Origin of the sequence: Leifsonia sp. NPDC080035 (assembly GCF_040050925.1) — a bacterium.
In the GTDB taxonomy this organism is placed as follows: Bacteria; Actinomycetota; Actinomycetes; order Actinomycetales; family Microbacteriaceae; genus Leifsonia.
Genome location: NZ_CP157390.1, coordinates 1,445,761 through 1,463,423, shown reverse-complemented (window position 1 = coordinate 1,463,423; position 17,663 = coordinate 1,445,761). Strand labels below are relative to the sequence as shown.

General features: G+C 69.5%; 20 protein-coding genes. 14 read left to right on the top strand and 6 right to left on the bottom strand.

The genetic code is table 11. From position 1 onward, the window contains the following. Nucleotides 1–144: 144 nt before the first annotated feature. The 6 genes from AAME72_RS07155 (at nucleotide 145) to dnaB (ending at nucleotide 5,436) form a co-directional block, all read left to right on the top strand. Nucleotides 145–1,593 carry a CCA tRNA nucleotidyltransferase gene (locus AAME72_RS07155; RefSeq protein WP_348789547.1) on the top strand — a complete coding sequence of 483 codons (1,449 nt, stop codon included), beginning with the start codon at nucleotides 145–147 and terminating at the stop codon, nucleotides 1,591–1,593. Between the two features lie 237 nt (nucleotides 1,594–1,830). After that, entirely contained in the window at nucleotides 1,831–2,202 is a 372-nt protein-coding gene (gene rpsF / locus AAME72_RS07150) for a 30S ribosomal protein S6 (protein WP_314146148.1), read from the top strand. A gap of 4 nt (nucleotides 2,203–2,206) precedes the next feature. After that, a complete protein-coding gene (locus tag AAME72_RS07145; RefSeq protein WP_348789546.1) occupies nucleotides 2,207–2,719 on the top strand; it encodes a single-stranded DNA-binding protein in 513 nt (170 codons plus the stop codon). A 65-nt stretch (nucleotides 2,720–2,784) separates the two neighbouring features. Further along, complete coding sequence (gene rpsR / locus AAME72_RS07140) at nucleotides 2,785–3,048, top strand: 30S ribosomal protein S18 (protein WP_018189012.1); 264 nt, start codon at nucleotides 2,785–2,787, stop codon at nucleotides 3,046–3,048. Nucleotides 3,049–3,059: 11 nt separating this feature from the next. Further along, on the top strand, nucleotides 3,060–3,512 hold the full coding sequence (gene rplI, locus AAME72_RS07135; protein ID WP_348789545.1) for a 50S ribosomal protein L9: 453 nt from the start codon (nucleotides 3,060–3,062) through the stop codon (nucleotides 3,510–3,512). 550 nt (nucleotides 3,513–4,062) lie between these two features. After that, on the top strand, nucleotides 4,063–5,436 hold the full coding sequence (gene dnaB / locus AAME72_RS07130) for a replicative DNA helicase (RefSeq protein WP_348789544.1): 1,374 nt from the start codon (nucleotides 4,063–4,065) through the stop codon (nucleotides 5,434–5,436). 21 nt (nucleotides 5,437–5,457) lie between these two features. Here dnaB and AAME72_RS07125 read toward each other — a convergent pair whose 3' ends face one another. Beyond that, entirely contained in the window at nucleotides 5,458–6,273 is an 816-nt protein-coding gene (locus AAME72_RS07125; RefSeq protein ID WP_348789543.1) for an SDR family NAD(P)-dependent oxidoreductase, read from the bottom strand. Between the two features lie 54 nt (nucleotides 6,274–6,327). On the opposite strand from AAME72_RS07125, the gene AAME72_RS07120 reads away from it, so the two are divergent. From AAME72_RS07120 to AAME72_RS07105, 4 genes are all read left to right on the top strand, one after another. Continuing rightward, nucleotides 6,328–6,978 carry a helix-turn-helix domain-containing protein gene (locus AAME72_RS07120; protein WP_348789542.1) on the top strand — a complete coding sequence of 217 codons (651 nt, stop codon included), beginning with the start codon at nucleotides 6,328–6,330 and terminating at the stop codon, nucleotides 6,976–6,978. A 349-nt stretch (nucleotides 6,979–7,327) separates the two neighbouring features. After that, nucleotides 7,328–7,834 (top strand): hypothetical protein, encoded by a 507-nt coding sequence (locus tag AAME72_RS07115; RefSeq protein WP_348789541.1) that lies wholly within the window; start codon nucleotides 7,328–7,330, stop codon nucleotides 7,832–7,834. A gap of 73 nt (nucleotides 7,835–7,907) precedes the next feature. Beyond that, the gene (locus AAME72_RS07110; RefSeq protein WP_348789540.1) at nucleotides 7,908–8,513 is read left to right on the top strand and encodes a DUF308 domain-containing protein; all 606 of its coding nucleotides are present in this window, start codon (nucleotides 7,908–7,910) and stop codon (nucleotides 8,511–8,513) included. Between the two features lie 26 nt (nucleotides 8,514–8,539). Then, nucleotides 8,540–8,887 (top strand): hypothetical protein, encoded by a 348-nt coding sequence (locus AAME72_RS07105; RefSeq protein WP_348789539.1) that lies wholly within the window; start codon nucleotides 8,540–8,542, stop codon nucleotides 8,885–8,887. 36 nt (nucleotides 8,888–8,923) lie between these two features. Here the strand turns inward: AAME72_RS07105 and purB are convergent, their stop codons facing one another. Both purB and AAME72_RS07095 read right to left on the bottom strand, forming a co-directional pair. Continuing rightward, nucleotides 8,924–10,303: an adenylosuccinate lyase gene (gene purB / locus AAME72_RS07100; protein ID WP_348789538.1), complete on the bottom strand. Its 1,380-nt coding sequence runs from the start codon at nucleotides 10,301–10,303 to the stop codon at nucleotides 8,924–8,926. Nucleotides 10,304–10,361: 58 nt separating this feature from the next. Beyond that, nucleotides 10,362–10,748, bottom strand: coding sequence for a phage holin family protein (locus AAME72_RS07095; protein WP_348789537.1), 387 nt, complete (start codon nucleotides 10,746–10,748; stop codon nucleotides 10,362–10,364). A 106-nt stretch (nucleotides 10,749–10,854) separates the two neighbouring features. Here AAME72_RS07095 and AAME72_RS07090 point away from each other — a divergent pair, with 106 nt between their 5' ends. The 4 genes from AAME72_RS07090 (at nucleotide 10,855) to AAME72_RS07075 (ending at nucleotide 15,836) form a co-directional block, all read left to right on the top strand. After that, nucleotides 10,855–11,964 (top strand): pyridoxal phosphate-dependent aminotransferase, encoded by a 1,110-nt coding sequence (locus AAME72_RS07090; protein ID WP_348789536.1) that lies wholly within the window; start codon nucleotides 10,855–10,857, stop codon nucleotides 11,962–11,964. Nucleotides 11,965–11,968: 4 nt separating this feature from the next. Then, entirely contained in the window at nucleotides 11,969–13,108 is a 1,140-nt protein-coding gene (pdhA, locus tag AAME72_RS07085) for a pyruvate dehydrogenase (acetyl-transferring) E1 component subunit alpha (protein ID WP_348789535.1), read from the top strand. A gap of 359 nt (nucleotides 13,109–13,467) precedes the next feature. Beyond that, on the top strand, nucleotides 13,468–14,427 hold the full coding sequence (locus AAME72_RS07080) for an alpha-ketoacid dehydrogenase subunit beta (RefSeq protein ID WP_348790102.1): 960 nt from the start codon (nucleotides 13,468–13,470) through the stop codon (nucleotides 14,425–14,427). Nucleotides 14,428–14,453: 26 nt separating this feature from the next. Beyond that, nucleotides 14,454–15,836, top strand: a complete 1,383-nt coding sequence (locus AAME72_RS07075; RefSeq protein ID WP_348789534.1) for a dihydrolipoamide acetyltransferase family protein — start codon at nucleotides 14,454–14,456, stop codon at nucleotides 15,834–15,836. Nucleotides 15,837–15,851: 15 nt separating this feature from the next. On the opposite strand, the gene AAME72_RS07070 is transcribed toward AAME72_RS07075, so the two are convergent. From AAME72_RS07070 to AAME72_RS07060, 3 genes are read right to left on the bottom strand one after another with little or no spacing between them, the layout of a single operon-like run. After that, complete coding sequence (locus AAME72_RS07070; protein WP_348789533.1) at nucleotides 15,852–16,874, bottom strand: NAD(P)-dependent alcohol dehydrogenase; 1,023 nt, start codon at nucleotides 16,872–16,874, stop codon at nucleotides 15,852–15,854. A 14-nt stretch (nucleotides 16,875–16,888) separates the two neighbouring features. Continuing rightward, on the bottom strand, nucleotides 16,889–17,107 hold the full coding sequence (locus tag AAME72_RS07065; RefSeq protein ID WP_348789532.1) for a helix-turn-helix transcriptional regulator: 219 nt from the start codon (nucleotides 17,105–17,107) through the stop codon (nucleotides 16,889–16,891). Beyond that, entirely contained in the window at nucleotides 17,101–17,511 is a 411-nt protein-coding gene (locus tag AAME72_RS07060) for a hypothetical protein (protein ID WP_348789531.1), read from the bottom strand. The genes AAME72_RS07065 and AAME72_RS07060 overlap by 7 nt, the downstream gene beginning before the upstream one ends. Between the last annotated feature and the right edge of the window lie 152 nt (nucleotides 17,512–17,663).

Genomic DNA, 17,663 nt, shown 5'->3' with positions numbered 1-17,663 from the left:
GCGCGATCCCGTGACGGCCTCCATGACCACGATTCTAAAGGTCGGCCCCTGAGAGACCCGGACGAGCGCGCCCGTTAAGAGGACCCTGCCTCCGCATCCCCGTTTCGGCGCCGGCTCATGGTGCGCCCTCTAAACTGAGGCACCATGCAGTCCGTCGCCGAATCCCTCGAGCGCCTCGGCGCCCTCGCGAACTCGCCGACGGTCGCCCGCGTCGCAGACGCGTTCCAGTCGGCAGGCCACGAGCTCTCGCTCGTCGGAGGCCCCGTGCGCGACGCGCTGCTCGGCCGTGCCGTGCACGATCTGGACTTCACGACCGACGCGCGTCCGGACGCCATCCTCGCCGTCGTCCGGCCCATCGCGGACGCCGTCTGGGACATCGGGCGCGCGTTCGGGACCATCGGCGCGCGCTTCGGGGACGACACCGTCGAGATCACCACGTATCGCACCGACAGCTACGACGGCGAAACCCGCAAACCCGAAGTCGAGTTCGGCGACACGCTGGAGGGCGACCTGCTGCGCCGCGACTTCACGGTGAACGCCCTCGCCCTGCGCGTGCCGGAGGTGCGCCTGGTGGACCCCTCCGGCGGTGTGGAGGACCTGCTCGCGCGCGTCATCACTACGCCCTCGAGCCCCGAGGTGTCGTTCGGCGACGATCCGCTCCGGATGCTGCGCGCCGCACGGTTCACGTCTCAGCTGGGTTTCACGGTGGACGACGAGACGCGTGCCGCGATGAGCCGGATGGCCGACCGCATCTCCATCGTGAGCGCGGAACGCATCCGCGACGAGATCGCCAAGCTGCTCATGACGGACGAGCCGCGTCCTGGCATCGAGCTGCTGGTGGAGACCGGGCTCGCCGACATGGTGCTCCCCGAGGTGCCCGCTCTCCGGCTGGAGGTGGATGAGCACCACCACCACAAGGACGTCTACCAGCACAGCCTCACGGTGCTCGACCAGGCGATCGGATACGAGAAGGAGCGCCACCCCGGCGAGGCGCCGGATCTCGTGCTGCGGCTGGCCGCCATCCTGCACGACATCGGCAAACCCGCCACCCGGCGGTTCGAGCCCGGCGGCGCCGTCAGCTTCTACCACCACGATGTCGTCGGGGCGAAGCTGGCGAAGAAGAGGTTGACCGCCCTGCGCTTCGACAAGTCGACCATCGAATCGGTCGCGCGGCTGATCGAGCTGCACCTGCGCTTCTTCGGCTACACGGACGCGAACTGGACGGACTCGGCCGTCCGTCGCTACGTCCGGGATGCGGGCGACGAGCTGGAACGACTGCACATGCTCACCCGCGCCGACGTCACCACGCGGAACCGCCGCAAGGCGGATCGCCTCGGGTTCGCCTACGACGACCTGGAGCAGCGCATCCGCGAGCTCAAGGAGCAGGAGGAGCTGGACGCCGTACGTCCGGACCTCGACGGCCAGCAGGTCATGGCGGCGCTCGGGCTGCGGCCGGGGCGCCAGGTGGGGCAGGCGATGAAGTTCCTGCTGGAGCTGCGGCTGGATGAGGGTCCGCTCGGCGAGGAGGAGGCAACGCGGCGGCTACTCGAGTGGTGGGCGTCCCAGTCCTCCACAGAAGGGCCAACGGGCTGACTTCTCCACAGATCGGCGCCCGACTGCGCGAGGGCGACCCCCGCGCGGAACGCTGGTCGCATGAGCATCGCAGACACCATCCCCTCTCCTCGTCACGACGGCCTCGGCTGGCGCGGCGTGTCGGCATCCGTTACGCTAGGTAAGTTGCCCGGGCAGAACTACGCCCAGGCGCGTGATGTGAAACCCTCCTGCTGCAGAACGTCTGCAGCCGCCGAGACCAGAGGAGGTGGGTTAGTCATGCATCAGTACGAGCTGATGGTCATCCTCGATCCCGAGATCGATGAGCGCACCGTTGCTCCCAGCCTTGACAAGTTCCTCAACGTCGTCCGTAACGACGGTGGAACGATCGACAACGTCGACATCTGGGGCCGTCGCCGCCTGGCGTACGAGATCAACAAGAAGTCCGAGGGCATCTACGCCGTCGTGCAGCTCACGGCGACCGGTGACACCACCAAGGAGCTCGACCGCCAGCTGAAGCTCAGCGAGGCCGTCATGCGCACCAAGGTGCTCCGTGCCGAAGAGGCCATCGCCCAGGTCGCGGCCGCCGCGAAGCTGGCCGACGAGAAGGCCGCCCGCAAGGCCGCAGCCGCCGAGAAGGCGAGCGCGTAGCCCCATGGCCGGCGACACCATCATCACCGTGGTGGGCAACCTCACGGCCGACCCCGAGCTGCGCTACACGCAGAACGGGCTGGCCGTCGCGAACTTCACGATCGCGTCGACTCCGCGCACGTTCGACCGTCAGGCGAACGAGTGGAAGGACGGGGAGGCCCTGTTCCTCCGCGCGAGCGTGTGGCGCGAATTCGCCGAGCACGTGGCCGGGTCGCTGACCAAGGGCTCCCGGGTGATCGCCCAGGGCCGGCTCAAGCAGCGCTCCTACGAGACGAAGGAAGGCGAGAAGCGCGTCTCCGTCGAGCTCGAGATCGACGAGATCGGGCCGTCGCTGCGCTACGCCACCGCTCAGGTGACCCGTACGCAGTCCTCGCGTGGACCGGGCGGACAGGGTGGATTCGGTGGCGGTGCTCCCGCCGTCGAGGAGCCGTGGGCCGCATCCGCCCCCGCGGACCCGTCCGCCGGAGCCGACGTCTGGAACACCCCGGGCGCCTACAACGACGAGACCCCGTTCTAACGGGTCCCCAACACTCATGTGCCCCGCCGGTCTGGCCGGCGTGGGCGTGACAAGCAAAGGAAATCATGGCTGGAAAGTCGAGCGGCGACCGCCGCAAGCCGATCCGCAAGGGCAAGGACGGGAAGAACGCCGCACCGGCGAAGTCCGTCCGCGTCGGTGTCATTGACTACAAGGACGTCGCCACCCTGCGGAAGTTCATCTCCGAGCGCGGAAAGATCCGCGCGCGCCGTATCACCGGTGTCTCCGTCCAGGAGCAGCGCCTCATCGCCCGTGCCGTCAAGAACGCACGCGAGATGGCTCTCCTCCCCTACGCCGGCTCCGGCCGTTAAGGAGACTCACGATGTCGAAGGTCATTCTCACTCACGAGGTCACCGGCCTCGGTTCTGCCGGCGATGTGGTCGAGGTCAAGAACGGGTACGCCCGTAACTACCTCGTCCCGCAGGGCTTCGCTATCGCGTGGACGCGCGGTGGCGAGAAGCAGGTCGACCAGATCAAGGCCGCGCGCACCGCGCGCGAGCTGCACTCCGTCGAGGCCGCACAGGACCTCAAGGCGAAGCTCGAGGCCACCAAGGTCAAGCTGGTCGTGAAGGCGGGCCGCGAGGGCCGTCTGTTCGGCTCGGTCAAGACCGGTGACGTCGCCGACGCGGTCAAGGCCGCGGGCATCGGCGAGCTCGACAAGCGCAAGATCGAGCTCCCCAACGCGATCAAGGTCGTCGGTGACCACGAGGCCACCGTCCGCCTGCACGACGACCTCTCGGCCGTCATCAGCCTGCAGGTGGTCGCCGCCAAGTAGGCAGCGGAAACAGCGCAAGTGTAGCGGTGGGCTCCGGCCCACCGCTACACCGCGTTAAGGGAGTTTTCCCCGGCTCCATCCACAGTCCGACACGCCCGGCGAACAAGGTTCGACACAGGCTTCAAGGAAGTTTCTACACACAGGGTGTGGAAAGTAAAACACCTGGTCACAAGTAATAAACGCTTCAAAGTTTTCTGACTGTCCACAGATTTCCCCCCAGGTTGTGCACAAGCGTCACGGCGTTTCGCGCAGATTCTCCACACAGTTATCCACAGGCCGAGTTGTGAGGTCGGCAGCGGCTTCATAAGGTGGAGCGACGTCGAAAGGACGGCTGCTGGTTTCCGTGAGCAAGGAGGCCGGCGGGAGTTGTCGGTGGCCGTCCGTAACCTGCGATCACGCCCGCGCGACGTACGACCGGGGTCGTCCGATTCGTGACACGGTTCGGCGCTATCCGGGCGTGCCCCGGGGGCCGATCGCGTGCGACCGGAGCAGGCTGGAGTCATCGGATGCGAAGACCACGTATCCACCGCGAGAAGTGAGGAGAGAGAACGTGTCGATCGCCCACATCGGTCTCGCTGACAACCGCGAGCAGGGCGAGCCCCGCTCCCCCGAGCGGACTCCCCCCCACGACCTGCTTGCCGAGCAGAGCGCCCTGGGCGGCATGCTGCTGAGCAAGGACGCGGTCGCGGACGTCGTCGAGGTCGTGCGCGGCACGGACTTCTACATCCCGAAGCACGAGATCATCTACGACGCGATCCTGTCGCTGTACTCGCACGGCGAGCCGACCGACGTGATCACGGTGACCGACGAGCTGACCAAGCTGGGCGAGCTGTCCAGGGCGGGTGGCGCCGAGTACCTCCACACGCTGACCAGCCTGGTGCCGACCGCGGCCAACGCCGGCTATTACGCCAACATCGTCGCGGAGAAGGCCCTGTTGCGCCGGCTCGTCGAGGCGGGCACCCGCATCACGCAGATGGGCTACAAGGCCGAGGGCGAGGTCCTGGACCTGGTCAACAACGCGCAGGCCGAGATCTACTCCGTCACCGGTGCGCAGGAGGCCGAGGACTACGTCCCCCTGACCGAGGCGGTCACCGTCGCGATCGACGAGATCGAGGCGGCGAAGCACAAGGACGGCTCGATGACGGGCGTCCCGACCGGTTTCGCCGAGATGGACGAGCTGACCAACGGCCTGCACCCGGGTCAGATGGTCATCGTCGCCGCGCGTCCCGCGCTCGGCAAGTCGACGCTCGCGCTCGACTTCGCGCGCGCCGCGGCGATCAAGCACGACATGCCGACGATCTTCTTCTCGCTCGAGATGGGGCGCAGCGAGATCGCGATGCGCCTGCTCTCCGCCGAGGCCTCCGTCCCGCTTCAGCACATGCGCAAGGGGACGGTCGACAACCGCGACTGGACCACCATCGCGGCAACACGCGGCCGCATCAACGACGCCCCGCTCTACATCGACGACAGCCCGAACATGACGCTCGTCGAGATCCGCGCGAAGTGCCGCAGGCTCAAGCAGCGCGTCGGACTCAAGATGGTCATCATCGACTACCTGCAGCTGATGACCAGCGGTAAGCGGGTCGAGAGCCGTCAGCAGGAGGTCAGCGAGTTCTCGCGTGCACTGAAGCTGCTCGCGAAGGAGCTCCAGGTCCCGGTGATCGCGCTGTCGCAGCTGAACCGTGGACCGGAGCAGCGCGCGGACAAGCTCCCCGCCCTGAGCGACCTGCGCGAGTCCGGATCGATCGAGCAGGACGCCGACGTCGTGATCCTGCTCCACCGCGAGTCCGCCTACGAGAAGGACAACCCCCGCGCGGGCGAGGCCGACCTCATCGTCGCGAAGCACCGTAACGGCCCGACCAAGACGGTCACCGTCGCCTTCCAGGGCATGTACTCCCGCTTCGCCGACATGGCGCCGATGTAGCGAGGCGTACGCGGCGACGTCTCACGCATAGCCGAACTGCTTGCGGGTGAGAGCGTCGAACGCGCGGTCGGGCAGGATCGTGGCGAGCGCGACGGCGATGTTCGAACCGGGACCGATGCGGTACCGCGTGCGCGGCCGGCGCGTGGACGCGGCCTTCGCGACGAGGGCGGCGACCGCGTCGGGCGTCGTGAACTGCCTGGCCAGCGCCGGGTTCGCGAAGTAGCGGCGCATGGCGGCCGCCATGGACGCGTAGGGGCCGTGCGCCGACACGCTCTCCAGCCGCTCCATCGCGTCGTCGTGCCAGCCGGTCGCGACGTAGCTCGGCTGGACAACGGTGACATCGATGCCGTACTGGCGCACCTCGCCGCGCAGCGAGTCGGACAGTGCCTCCAGGGCGAACTTGGAGGCGTGGTACCAGCCTCCGAGGGGAGCCGCGAACTCGCCGGCGAGCGACGAGACGTTGACGATCCGCCCGCTCCTGGCCTCGCGCATCCCCGGGAGAACCGCCTGGATGAGCCCGACCGCGCCGACGACGTTCACCTCCAGCTGCCTCCGCGCATCCACCAGGGTCGTCTCCTCGACGCTGCCGAACTCGCCGTAGCCGGCGCAGTTGATGAGGACGTCGACGTGTCCGGCCCGCTCGGTCGCGAGGTCGACGGCCCGGCGGATCGAGGCCGGGTCGGTCAGATCGATGGGCACCGCCGTGACGCCGGGGATGCCGTCGATCGCGCGGGCGTTGCGGGCGGCACCGAAGACGGTCGCGCCGCCTTGTGCGAGAAGGGCCGCGGCGCGTGCGCCGATGCCGGAGGAGGCGCCGGTGATCAGGATCGTTGTCATGAGAAGTCCTTTCTGTGAACGCTATTCACAGAAAGGGACGTTACAGTGAACGTCATGCACAGTCAAGAGGATCGCGCGCTCCGCCAGTTGTGGGGGCTCGAGGTCGCCGTCGCCCGCGGCCCGAAGGCCCGATGGAGCCCGGCCCAGGTTGCTGCGGCGGCCGTCGAGCTCGCGGACGAGGCCGGCCTCGACGGCGTCTCACTCGGAAAGGTGGCCGAGCGGGTCGGGATGACCACGACGGGTGTCTACCGCTACGTCGACTCGAAGGCCGAGCTCGTCGAGCTCATGGTGGACGCGGCGATCGGGGACCCCCCGGCGATCCCGGGCACGGACTGGCGCGAGCGCTGCAGGGCGTGGACGGCGCTGCTCGCGGACCGGTACGCGCGGCATCCGTGGCTGTGCGAGGTCACCCCGACGCGGATGCCGACGCAGCCGCGGGCCTACGCCTGGATCGAGGCGTTGCTCGACGCCGTCGGCGATCGGCCCGAGGTCGACGCGCTCCGGCTCGCGCTCCTGCTCGACAGTCTCGTGCGCACCTACGCCTCGCTCGAGAACGGACTCCGCGGGGCCGAGCCGGCTCCGTGGCTCGCGGCGGCCGTCGCGGAACGGTATCCGCGCCTCGCCGCGGCTGCGGTCCAGGATGTCTCGGACGCCGGGCGAGAGCTGGAGTTCGCGGTGGATGCCGTCCTAGCCGGCCTGGGCTGAGCCCGCGCGCCGGGTGGCGGGCGGTAGACCCGCGCTTGCGCGCGCGGTACGCCGCCGAGTTCGCGCGGTCGCCGCTGCCGGCGACGGCAACGCCCGCGGCGGATCCCGCGACCTTCACTCAGGCAACCGTGGCGGCGGCGCCGCGAGTGCGGATGCCGTGCGGGATCTGCGGGTCGACGCTCGCGGTGATGGTGGCCGCCAGCGTCGTCTCCCGCTTCCGTCGCCGCGGACGTCGCCGTGGACGCCGCGCTGCGGCGCCGGACGCCGCGTCGCGCACACCCAGCGCCGCGTCCGCGGATCATCCCGGAGAATGACGCGCCACCGACCGGACCCCGGTTGTAATGGAGGGGTGAACCCGATCCTGATCCCCCTCCTGCAGAGTGCGGGAGCCGTCGCGCTCGCGGTGGTGTCGTTCGCCTTCGCGTTCACCTGGCCCGCGCTCGCCGCCCCGATCCAGCAGCTGACGACCGAGCGCTCGCGGCTCGCCGCGTTCTGCGGCGTCGGGTCGCTCCTCGCGCTCGCCGCGGCCGTCGTCTACGTCGTTCCGGGGCTTCTGCTCCGCGACGACCTTGGCGTCGTCGTCGCGGTGCCCATCGCGGCGACCTGGGCGATCACGGCGGCGGCGCTTCTGGTGCGGGGGATGCTCCAGAACGGTGTCGCCCGCGTCGTCTCGGCGTCGTTCGCCGTCGTGGCCGCGACGGGGGCGGCCGCAGGCATCCTCACCGCCGTCTGCGCCCACCACGCCATCGCCAGGAGCATCCTGCCGACCGGCGGCTTCCTCCTCGTCGTCGGCGCGCTCGCGGCGATCGTCCTCTGGGCGCACTCGGACAAGGGCGTGGAGACCGCCCGCGCCTAGCCCGCGCGCGGCAAACGTGCAGGAAGCCCGCGACTAGACTGGAACGCGAAACCTGCCTGAAAGAGGTCGCCGAGTGGCACCCGCCGTTCCTGCCCAGACTCCCGGGATTCCGACACCGATCCGTTACTGGGTCGTCCCCGCCGTGCGCGCCGTCGTCGCGCTCGCCGCGGCCGCTGTCGTCACCTTCACCCGGGACGCGCACACCGCCGAGTTCGGCCTCATCGTCTTCGGCGCGTTCGCGCTCGCCGACGGGCTCGCGGTCAGCGTCCTCAGCCTGCTCTTCGCAGGGCGCGGGCTCACGCGGACCCTGTTCGTCATCCAGGGCGTCATCGGGGTCATCGCCGGGGTGCTCGCGCTCGCGCTGATGACCAGCGGGCTCGGGCTGTTCCTCTACCTCGTGACCGTGTGGGCGGCGCTCACCGGCTTCCTCGAGCTCTACAGCGGCGTCCGCAACCGCTCGCGGGATGCGGCGGCGCGCGACTGGCTGATCACCGGTGCGCTGACGGCGGTGCTGGCGCTCGTGCTCCTGTTCGTGCCCGCCGACGCCGTGCTCGCGATCGGCCTGTTCGGCGCCTGGGCCGTCGTCGTCGGGGTCTTCCAGGCGATCGGAGCCGCGTCCCTGCGCTCGGCCGCCCGTGCGGGGGCAGCGGCCGCGGAGCGAGCGGAGAGCGGATCGTGACCAAGCGCGACAAGAAAGACCAGAGCGTGACCACCAGTCTCGAACCCACCCGCCGCGACCGCTTCCTGCCCGCCGAACTGCTCGGGATCTCCGGAGGGCTCGGCGTCTTCGTCGGTCTCATCGTCCTCATCGCGACGCGCGAGTTCATCCTCGCCGGCGTCGCGCTCGGCATCGCGTTCATCCTGTCGCTCGTGCTGATGGCGCTGTTCGCCCTCGCGTTCAGGCCGACCGCGTCCGAGGTGGAGGACATCCACGAGCAGGACGTCGAGGCCGAGGCCAAGAAGGCTGCGGCCGCGGACGGCGGCCCGGCGACGGCTGCGCCGCCGGTCCGTCCCGAGGGCGACGCCCCGGACGACCGCCCGCGCGGTCACTGAGCCGAGCCGCGCAGCGCTCGGCCGCCGGACTGCCGCCTAGAGGCGGTCGACCAGCTCCGACGCCAGCCCGACGTAACCCGCGGGCGTGAGCGCGAGCAGGCGGTTCTTCGCCGCCTGCCCGATCTCCAGGCCGTTCACGAATGCCGTGAGCGCCTCGTGGTCGACACGCTTCCCCCGCGTCAGCTCCTTCAGCAGGGCGTACGGGTCGGAGATCGTGGAGCGGCCGGCGGTGACCTCCGCCCGGATGACCGTCTGGATCGCCTCGGCGAGCACCTCCCAGTTCGCGTCGAGGTCCGCATCCAGAGCCGCCTGGTCGAGCGAGATCTGACCGAGCCCGCGCTGGATGTTGTCCAGGGCGAGCACCGAGTGGCCGAGCCCGACCCCGATGTTGCGCTGGGCGCTGGAGTCGGTGAGGTCGCGCTGCAGACGGCTGGTCACCAGCGTCGCGGCGAGGGAGTCCAGGATGGCGCTGGAGAGCTCGAGGTTCGCCTCCGCGTTCTCGAAGCGGATCGGGTTCACCTTGTGCGGCATCGTCGACGACCCGGTCGCCCCGGGCTCCGGCGTCTGCCGGAAATAGCCCAGCGAGATGTAGGTCCAGATGTCGGTGCAGAGATTGTGCAGCACGCGGTTGGCGTGCGAGATGCGCGCATACAGCTCGGCCTGCCAGTCATGCGACTCGATCTGCGTGGTGAGCGGGTTCCAGTCCAGCCCCAGGCTGGAGACGAACTCCTGCGAGATCGCCGGCCAGTCGGCATCCGGCTCGGCCACGAGGTGGGCGGCGAACGTCCCGGTCGCGCCGCTGAACTTGCCGAGGTACTCGGTCTGCTCGATCTGGGCGTGGATGCGCTCGAGGCGGTGCACGAAGACGGCGAGCTCCTTGCCCATCGTCGTCGGCGTCGCCGGCTGTCCGTGCGTGCGGGCGAGCATGGCCGCGTCCCGGTACTGCAGTGCCTGCGAGCGGAGCTCCGCGATGACCGCGCGGTACTTCGGAAGCCAGACCTCGTTGATCGCGGCGCTGACCGTGAGCGCGTAGGAGAGGTTGTTGATGTCCTCGCTGGTCGCGGCGAAGTGCGTGAGCTCGGCGATGTCGTCCAGACCGAGGGCGTGCAGCCGCTCGCGCACGAGGTACTCGACAGCCTTCACGTCGTGCTTGGTGGTCGCCTCCAGTTCGGCCAGACGGTCGATCTCCGGCTGTCCGAAGTCGTCGACAAGCGCACGCAGCTGGCGAACCTGCTCGTCGGAGAGCGGGCTGGAGCCGAACATCCGGTGGCCGGTCAGGTAGATCAGCCACTCCACCTCGACCTGCACGCGCGCGCGGTTCAGGCCGGCCTCGGACAGGTGGTCGCCGAGGCCGATCACGGCGGGACGGTAGCGTCCGTCGAGTGGGCTCAGCGGCTGGGGAGGCAGGGCGGTCATGGGGCTCCTCGCGTGCGGTCGGTGGGGGTTCGTCCCCTATTCTCCCGCACTCACGAGGTCAGCTGCGCGAGAGCGGCCGGAGCACCAGCCCGATCAGCCACGCGATGATGCCGAGTACCAGTGCGCCGAGCACGCCCCACCAGAAGCCGTCGATGTGCAGCCCGAAGCCCATCGCGTCGCTGATCCACGCGACGATGAGGAGCAGGAGGCCATTCACGATGAACGAGATCAGCCCCAGCGTGAGGACATAGAGCGGGAACGCGACCACGCGGATGACGGTGCCCACGATCGCGTTGACCACACCGAAGATCACAGCGATGAGCAGGTAGGTCAGCACGGTCGCGGTGGTGTCGTCCGCATACGGATGCACCGACACGCCACTCACGATCAGGGTCGTGAGCCAGAGCGCGACGGCATTGATGATCACCCTCAGAAGGAATCGCATGCCGCCATCCTCCCAGGGCTGTGCGTTTCCGAATAGGTACCACGGTACGGTTCCGCGGCCGAAGCTGATTCCCCCACGGGAATGCGGGCGCGGCTAAGTTGGGTCTGTGACTGACGAAGACACGCTGCGCGTGCGCCTGCGGCCCGAGATCGTGGCGGTTCCCGCCTACAAGCAGGGACGCCCGGCACCCGCGGACGGCTTCAAGCTGTCGAGCAACGAGAACCCGTACCCGCCGCTGCCCTCCGTCGTGGAGGCGGTGACGGCGACGCTCGCCGACCTCAACCGCTACCCCAACGCCGGTGGTGGGGACCTGCGCGAGCGTCTGGCGGTGCGGCACGGTGTCGGCGTCGAGCAGGTGCACCTCGGAAGCGGGTCCGTCTCGCTGCTGGCGCAGTTCATCATGGCCGCGGCGGGCGCCGGCGACGAGGTCGTCTACTCGTGGCGCTCCTTCGAGGCGTACCCGGGTCTCGTGACGGTCGCGGGTGCGACGAGCGTCCAGATCCCCAACCGTCCGGATGGCCGTCACGACCTGCCGGCGATGGCCGCCGCGATCACCGACCGCACCCGTGTCGTCATCGTCTGCACTCCCAACAACCCGACGGGTACCATCGTCACGGCCTCCGAGTTCGAGGAGTTCATGGCGGCGGTCCCGTCCGACCTGCTCGTGCTGCTTGACGAGGCCTACTACGAGTTCGTCACCGACGACGCCTCGGTCGACGGCATCCCGCTGCTCGAGCGCTACCCCAACCTCGTCGTGCTCCGCACGTTCTCGAAGGCGTACGGACTGGCGGCGCTGCGCGTCGGATACGCCGTCGGCCCCGCCCCGGTGCTGGACGCCGCCCGCTCCGCCGCGATCCCGCTCTCGGTGACGGATGCCGCCCGGGTGGCGGCGCTCGCCTCCATCGAGGCGGAGGACGAGCTCATGGAGCGCGTCGCGCGCATCGCGATGCGTCGCGACCGGCTGCGGGAGGCGCTTCTCGAGCAGGGCTGGAACGTGCCGGCGGCGCAGGGAAACTTCGTCTGGCTGCCCACCGGGGAGCAGACGGCGGCGGCGAACGACGCGTTCTTCGACGCCGGGCTGACCGTGCGTGCATTCCCGCCCGAGGGCATCCGGATCAGCGTCGGCGAGCAGGAATCTGTGGACAAACTCCTTGAAGTGGCCGCCGATATTGTGCGGAATCTACCAAATGGGCACGAAGGCAAGCGGTTAGGTTAGAACGGTGGTTGCGACGAACGATACTCCGCGCCCGGCGAACACCGTCCAGCTGCTCACCGCTGACGGTCGTTTCCAGCCGAGCGACCCGGCCGGCGAGTACCTCCCCTATCTGGAGAGGCTCGACGAGGACGACTACCGTCGCTTCTATCGCGACATGGTCCGCGTCCGCGCCTTCGACAACGAGGCCGCGAACCTCCAGCGCCAGGGCCAGCTCGGCCTCTGGGTGCCGAGTCACGGCCAGGAGGGCGCCCAGGTCGGCTCCGCACACGCCGCGAAGCCGCAGGACAGCCTGTTCCCCTCGTACCGCGAGCACGCGATCGGCATGATCCGCGGGATCGACCCGGTCGGGATCATGGGGCTGCTTCGCGGCACGACGCACGGCGGCTGGGACCCGACGGACCCCGCGGTCGGCAACTTCCACCTCTACACGCTGGTGATCGGCTCGCACACACTGCACGCGACCGGATACGCGATGGGCGTGAAGTTCGACGGCAAGGTGGGCACTGGGAATCCGGAGACCGACGAGGCCGTCATCGCGTACTTCGGCGATGGCGCGACCAGCCAGGGCGACGTCAGCGAGGCGTTCGTCTTCGCTGCGAGCTACCAGACCCCGCAGGTGTTCTTCCTGCAGAACAACCACTGGGCGATCTCGGTGCCGGTGACGACGCAGTCGCGCACTCCTCTTTATCTGCGGTCCAGCGGTTTCGGCATCCCGGGCGTGCAGATCGACGGGAACGATGTGCTCGCCTCGTACGCCGTGACCGCGAAGCACCTCGACGACGCACGCAACGGCGAAGGCCCGAGCATGATCGAAGCCCTCACCTACAGGATGGGCGCGCACACCTCGAGCGACGACCCGAGCAAGTACCGCACCGACGAGGAGCTCGCCCACTGGGCCGAGCGCGACCCGATCCTGCGGTTCCGCGTCTTCCTGGAGCAGCAGGGAGTCGGCCAGGCGTTCTTCGCGAGCGCGGACGAGGAGGCCGCCGACCTGGCGGCGGACGTGCGACGTCGCACGCTCGAGCTCCCGAACCCGCCGGCGTCGAGCATGTTCGAGCACGTCTACAGTGAGCCGCATCCCGTGGTCGACGAGCAGCGTCGCTGGCTCGAAGACTACGAGGCGTCCTTCGGAGGTGACGCATGAGCGACGTGAGGAGCGGGGCCGAGTACGTGGAGGCCGAGCTGATCGACGGCGACGAGCAGGAGCACACGAACGCGCTCGCAGACACGCACGCCATCGACGTGGTGGAGATCGTGGAGAGCGAGCCGGGTTCCGAGGTGCTGGAGGAGCACGTGGCCGAGCAGGAGTGGACGCGCGAGTTCACGATCGACGACGCGGAGGTCGCCCAGGGCGACGCGAGCGCGTCGGTGGACGCGCAGGACGAGTCCGCGACGGAGGCCGTCGCTCTCGGGAACATGGCCGAGGCGTCGGCCGATGCGTCGGACGACGAGCCGGAGCAGCCGGCGGCCGCCGAGCCCGAGCCGCGCATCCAGAACCTGCCGATGGTGAAGGCGCTGAACGCGGGACTGCGGCGCGCGCTCGCCGACGACCCGCGTGTCCTCATCATGGGCGAGGACGTCGGCCCGCTCGGCGGCGTCTTCCGCGTGACCGAGGGGCTGCAGAAGGAGTTCGGCTCGCAGCGCGTGCTGGACACGCCGCTGGCCGAGGCCGGCATCGTCGGCAGCGCCATCGGTCTCGCGATGCGCGGCTACCGGCCCGTGGTCGAGATCCAGTTCAACGGCTTCGTGTTCCCCGGCTTCGACCAGATCACCACTCAACTCGCCAAGCTGACGAACCGTCACAGCGGCGCGGTGAAGATGCCCGTCGTCATCCGCATCCCGCACGGCGGTCACATCGGTGCGGTCGAGCACCACCAGGAGGCGCCGGAGGCGTACTTCGCGCACACCGCCGGTCTGCGGGTCGTCGCGCCGTCCACCCCGCACGACGCGTACTGGATGATCCAGGAGGCGATCGCCTCCGACGACCCCGTGATCTTCTTCGAGCCGATGAGCCGCTACTGGCCGAAGGGCGAGGTCGACACGGTCGAGAACCCGGTGCCGCTGCACGCCAGCCGTGTCGTCCGCACCGGCACCGACGCGACCGTCGTCGCCTGGGCCGGCATGGTGAGCGTCGCGCTCCGTGCGGCCGAGATCGCCGCTGAGGAGGGTCGCAGCCTCGAGGTCATCGATGTGCGCTCCCTCTCCCCGATCGACTACGGCCCCATCGTGCAATCCGTCCAGAAGACCGGTCGGCTCGTCGTCGCGCAGGAGGCGCCCGGCACCGTCTCGGTCGGCTCCGAGATCGCGGCCGTTGTCGCCGAGAAGGCGTTCTACTCCCTGGAGTCGCCGGTGCTGCGGGTGGCCGGATTCGATACCCCGTTCCCACCGGCGAAGCTCGAAGGCGTCTACCTCCCCGACGCCGACCGCATCCTCGAGGCCGTGGATCGCGCGCTCGCCTACTGAGCGCGCCGATACGAAAGAAGTCCTACATGAGCGAGTCCCAGTTCCTGCTGCCCGACGTGGGCGAGGGCCTGACAGAGGCGGAGATCGTCTCCTGGAAGGTCGCACCGGGCGAGAAGGTCGCCGTCAATCAGGTGATCGTCGAGATCGAGACCGCCAAGTCGCTGGTCGAGCTGCCGTCGCCCTTCGAGGGCACGGTCGGCGAGCTGCTGGTGACGGAGGGCCAGACCGTCGAGGTCGGCACCCCGATCTTCACCGTGACCGGCGACCAGGCGGCGCAGGCTGCGCCGGTGAGCGAGGTCGCGGAGGCCGAGGCCGACACTGCGGCGAGCGTCTCGCACGAGACGGACGAGCCGAAGCCGGGAGCCGTTCTCGTCGGCTACGGCGCCGCCGGTCACGGGACGAGCCGCCGCCGCAGGGTGACGCACCCCGGCACGAACTCCATCCCGGTGACCTTCACCCCGGCGCCCACCAGCGCGCCGGCCGCGCCCGCCGCTGCCGCCCCCGCCACCGCGCCTGCAGCGCAGGCAGCGCCGGCCTCAGCATCCGCGGCTCCGGTCATCGCCAAGCCTCCGATCCGCAAGCTCGCGAAGGACCTCGGCGTCGACCTCGCCGCCGTCACCGCGACCGGCCCGATCGGCGACGTCACCCGCGACGACGTGCTCCGCGAGGCCACTCAGGCGAGCGTCTTCCGCAACATCCAGACGCCGGAGTGGCCGGACGACCGCGAGGAGCGCATCCCGGTCAAGGGCGTGCGCAAGGCGATCGCGACGGCGATGACCACCAGCGCGTTCACGGCGCCGCACGTGAGCCTCTTCGTCGACGTCGACGCCACCCGGACCATGGAGTTCGTCAAGCGTCTCAAGAACTCGGCCGACTTCGCCGGCATCAAAGTGTCGCCCCTGCTCATCGTCGCGAAGGCGCTCATGTGGGCGGTGCGCCGCAACCCCACGGTGAACTCGTCGTGGACCGATGAGGAGATCATCGTCCGCCACTACGTGAACCTCGGCATCGCCGCGGCAACGCCGCGCGGCCTGATCGTCCCGAACATCAAGGACGCCCAGGAGATGACGCTGCTGGAGCTCGCGAGGGCCCTCGAGGAGCTCACGCTGACGGCGCGCGCGGGCAAGACGCCGCCGTCGGACATGACCGGCGGCACGATCACGATCACCAACGTCGGCGTCTTCGGGATGGACACGGGAACGCCCATCCTGAACCCCGGGGAGGTCGGCATCGTCGCGCTCGGCACGATCAAGCAGAAGCCGTGGGTGGTGGACGGCGAGGTGCGCCCGCGCTTCGTGACCACCGTCGGGGCGTCGTTCGATCACCGCGTGGTGGACGGGGACGTCGCGTCGCGCTTCCTGGCGGACGTCGCCTCCATCATCGAGGAGCCCGCGCTGCTGCTCGACTGACTCTGACGAGGTTCGTCACGGCGTCACGACCACCTTGCCGCGTGCCCTGCCTGCGCCGATGTGCTGCACGGCGGCCGCGGTGTCCTCCAGCGCGTACGCCGTGTCGAGCACCGGATGGATGCCGCCGCTCGCCAGCAGCGCCCCCAGCTCCCGCAGATCCTCCATCCGCTCCTTCGCGACGAGGCCGACGAGCCGCTGACGCGCGAACCGGTCGAGGAGCGCCGCGGCGGCGGTGCGCTGGATGCCTCCGGTGAGAGCGCCTCCCGCCTCGCCGCCGACCAGCACCACGGCGCCGTCGGGTTCGAGGATGCGGCGCAGGCGACGGAGCGGGCGGTTGCCTGCCGTGTCGATGATGGCGTCGTAGCGCGTCCCCTCGGTGAGCACGTCCGTCGTCGCGTAGTCGACGACGCGCTCGGCGCCCAGGCCGTGCACCAGCTTCGCCTTCGCCCGGCTGCACACTCCGGTGACGACGACACCCTTGGCGACGGCGAGCTGCACCACGAAATGGCCCACGCCTCCCGCCGCACCCAGCACGAGTACGCGATCGCCCGGGCCCACCGTGGCCGCGGCGACGGCCTGTACGGCGGTCACCCCGGACACGGGGAGGGTCGCCGCCACCTCGAAGGAGGCGTCGTCCGGCATCCGCACCAGCTCCGCTGCCTTCGCCACGACGAACTCCGCCAGCGCGCCGTCCGCCGAGCCGAATACGCGGTCGCCCGCCTGCCAGGCGCCGTCGCCGGAGGCCGCCTCGACGGTGCCTGCGAACGCCAGCCCCAGGGCCTGCGCCTTCGGCCCCCGCCAGCCGAATCCGATGAGCCGCATGAGGTAGGGGCGGCCGGTGGTCAGGTGCCACGTCCCGGCGTCGACGCCCGCCGCCCTGACCCTGACGAGCACCTCGCCCGAGCCCGGGACGGGGATGGGGACGCGGCTCACGCGCAGGGCGCTCGGCTCGCCGTACCGCTCCGGCCTCACGGCCCGCATCGTCGCCGTCTCTGCCTCTGCCTCCAGCGCGTCGGCGCCGGCCGTTCTGCTCTCCATGGTCGTGCCCTCCCTCAGTCTTCGGGGTACTGGAACACGTCGTCGAGCGGGACCCCGAACACCCGCGCGAGTTGGAACGCCATCTCGAGCGACGGCGAGTAGCGGCCCTGCTCGATGGCGATGATGGTCTGGCGGGTGACGCCCACCCGGTCGGCGAGCTCGGCCTGGGTCATCTCGCCCGCTGCGAACCGCAGCGTACGGAGCGAGTTGGTGACGCGCGTCGCCCTCACCACGACGGCATCCCCCGGCGGTACGCGGCGAGTCGTGCGCTCGCGCCGACGACGGCGGAGAGCGCGAAGGCCAAGTAGACGGCGTTGGCGATCCAGAACCACGGCGCCTGGAACAGGGCGAGCACGAGTGCCGCCACCGCCCCGAGCACCACGAAGGACCCACCGATCCGCTCGCCGAACGCGTACACCTCTCGGTCGCGCTGATCCCGCTTGTCGCGGTCGCGGCCGTTGGTGATCGAGATCACGATGCTCGCCACGATGTTGACCGCGATCGCGCCGCCGATCGTCGCGAGCAGCAGCGGCACGTACGCCTCCGTGCCGAAGACGGCGAGCAGCACCAGATAGGTCGCGTAACCCACCACGGCGGTCACCAGGAAGATCCAGGAGTTCTTCTCGTCGTACGACACGGCCGCATCCCTTCATGTCTGGTTTGCTTTACATCGACGAATGTAAAACAAAGTAGACACGGTGTCAATGGTGATAGACATCCCGATTCATGGCTCGCCTGATTTTGACAATCATTCTCAACAAGGGTTAGTGTCGAAGAGTCCCGACCTCG

Excerpts from the sequence above, each read along its gene's own strand:
- AAME72_RS07155 (WP_348789547.1), top strand. The coding sequence starts at position 145 with ATGCAGTCCGTCGCCGAATCCCTCGAGCGCCTCGGCGCCCTCGCGAAC.
- rpsF (WP_314146148.1), top strand. The coding sequence starts at position 1,831 with ATGCATCAGTACGAGCTGATGGTCATCCTCGATCCCGAGATCGATGAG.
- AAME72_RS07145 (WP_348789546.1), top strand. The coding sequence starts at position 2,207 with ATGGCCGGCGACACCATCATCACCGTGGTGGGCAACCTCACGGCCGAC.
- rpsR (WP_018189012.1), top strand. The coding sequence starts at position 2,785 with ATGGCTGGAAAGTCGAGCGGCGACCGCCGCAAGCCGATCCGCAAGGGC.
- rplI (WP_348789545.1), top strand. The coding sequence starts at position 3,060 with ATGTCGAAGGTCATTCTCACTCACGAGGTCACCGGCCTCGGTTCTGCC.
- AAME72_RS07125 (WP_348789543.1), bottom strand. The coding sequence starts at position 6,273 with ATGACAACGATCCTGATCACCGGCGCCTCCTCCGGCATCGGCGCACGC.
- AAME72_RS07120 (WP_348789542.1), top strand. The coding sequence starts at position 6,328 with ATGCACAGTCAAGAGGATCGCGCGCTCCGCCAGTTGTGGGGGCTCGAG.
- purB (WP_348789538.1), bottom strand. The coding sequence starts at position 10,303 with ATGACCGCCCTGCCTCCCCAGCCGCTGAGCCCACTCGACGGACGCTAC.
- AAME72_RS07095 (WP_348789537.1), bottom strand. The coding sequence starts at position 10,748 with ATGCGATTCCTTCTGAGGGTGATCATCAATGCCGTCGCGCTCTGGCTC.
- AAME72_RS07080 (WP_348790102.1), top strand. The coding sequence starts at position 13,468 with ATGGTGAAGGCGCTGAACGCGGGACTGCGGCGCGCGCTCGCCGACGAC.
- AAME72_RS07075 (WP_348789534.1), top strand. The coding sequence starts at position 14,454 with ATGAGCGAGTCCCAGTTCCTGCTGCCCGACGTGGGCGAGGGCCTGACA.
- AAME72_RS07070 (WP_348789533.1), bottom strand. The coding sequence starts at position 16,874 with ATGGAGAGCAGAACGGCCGGCGCCGACGCGCTGGAGGCAGAGGCAGAG.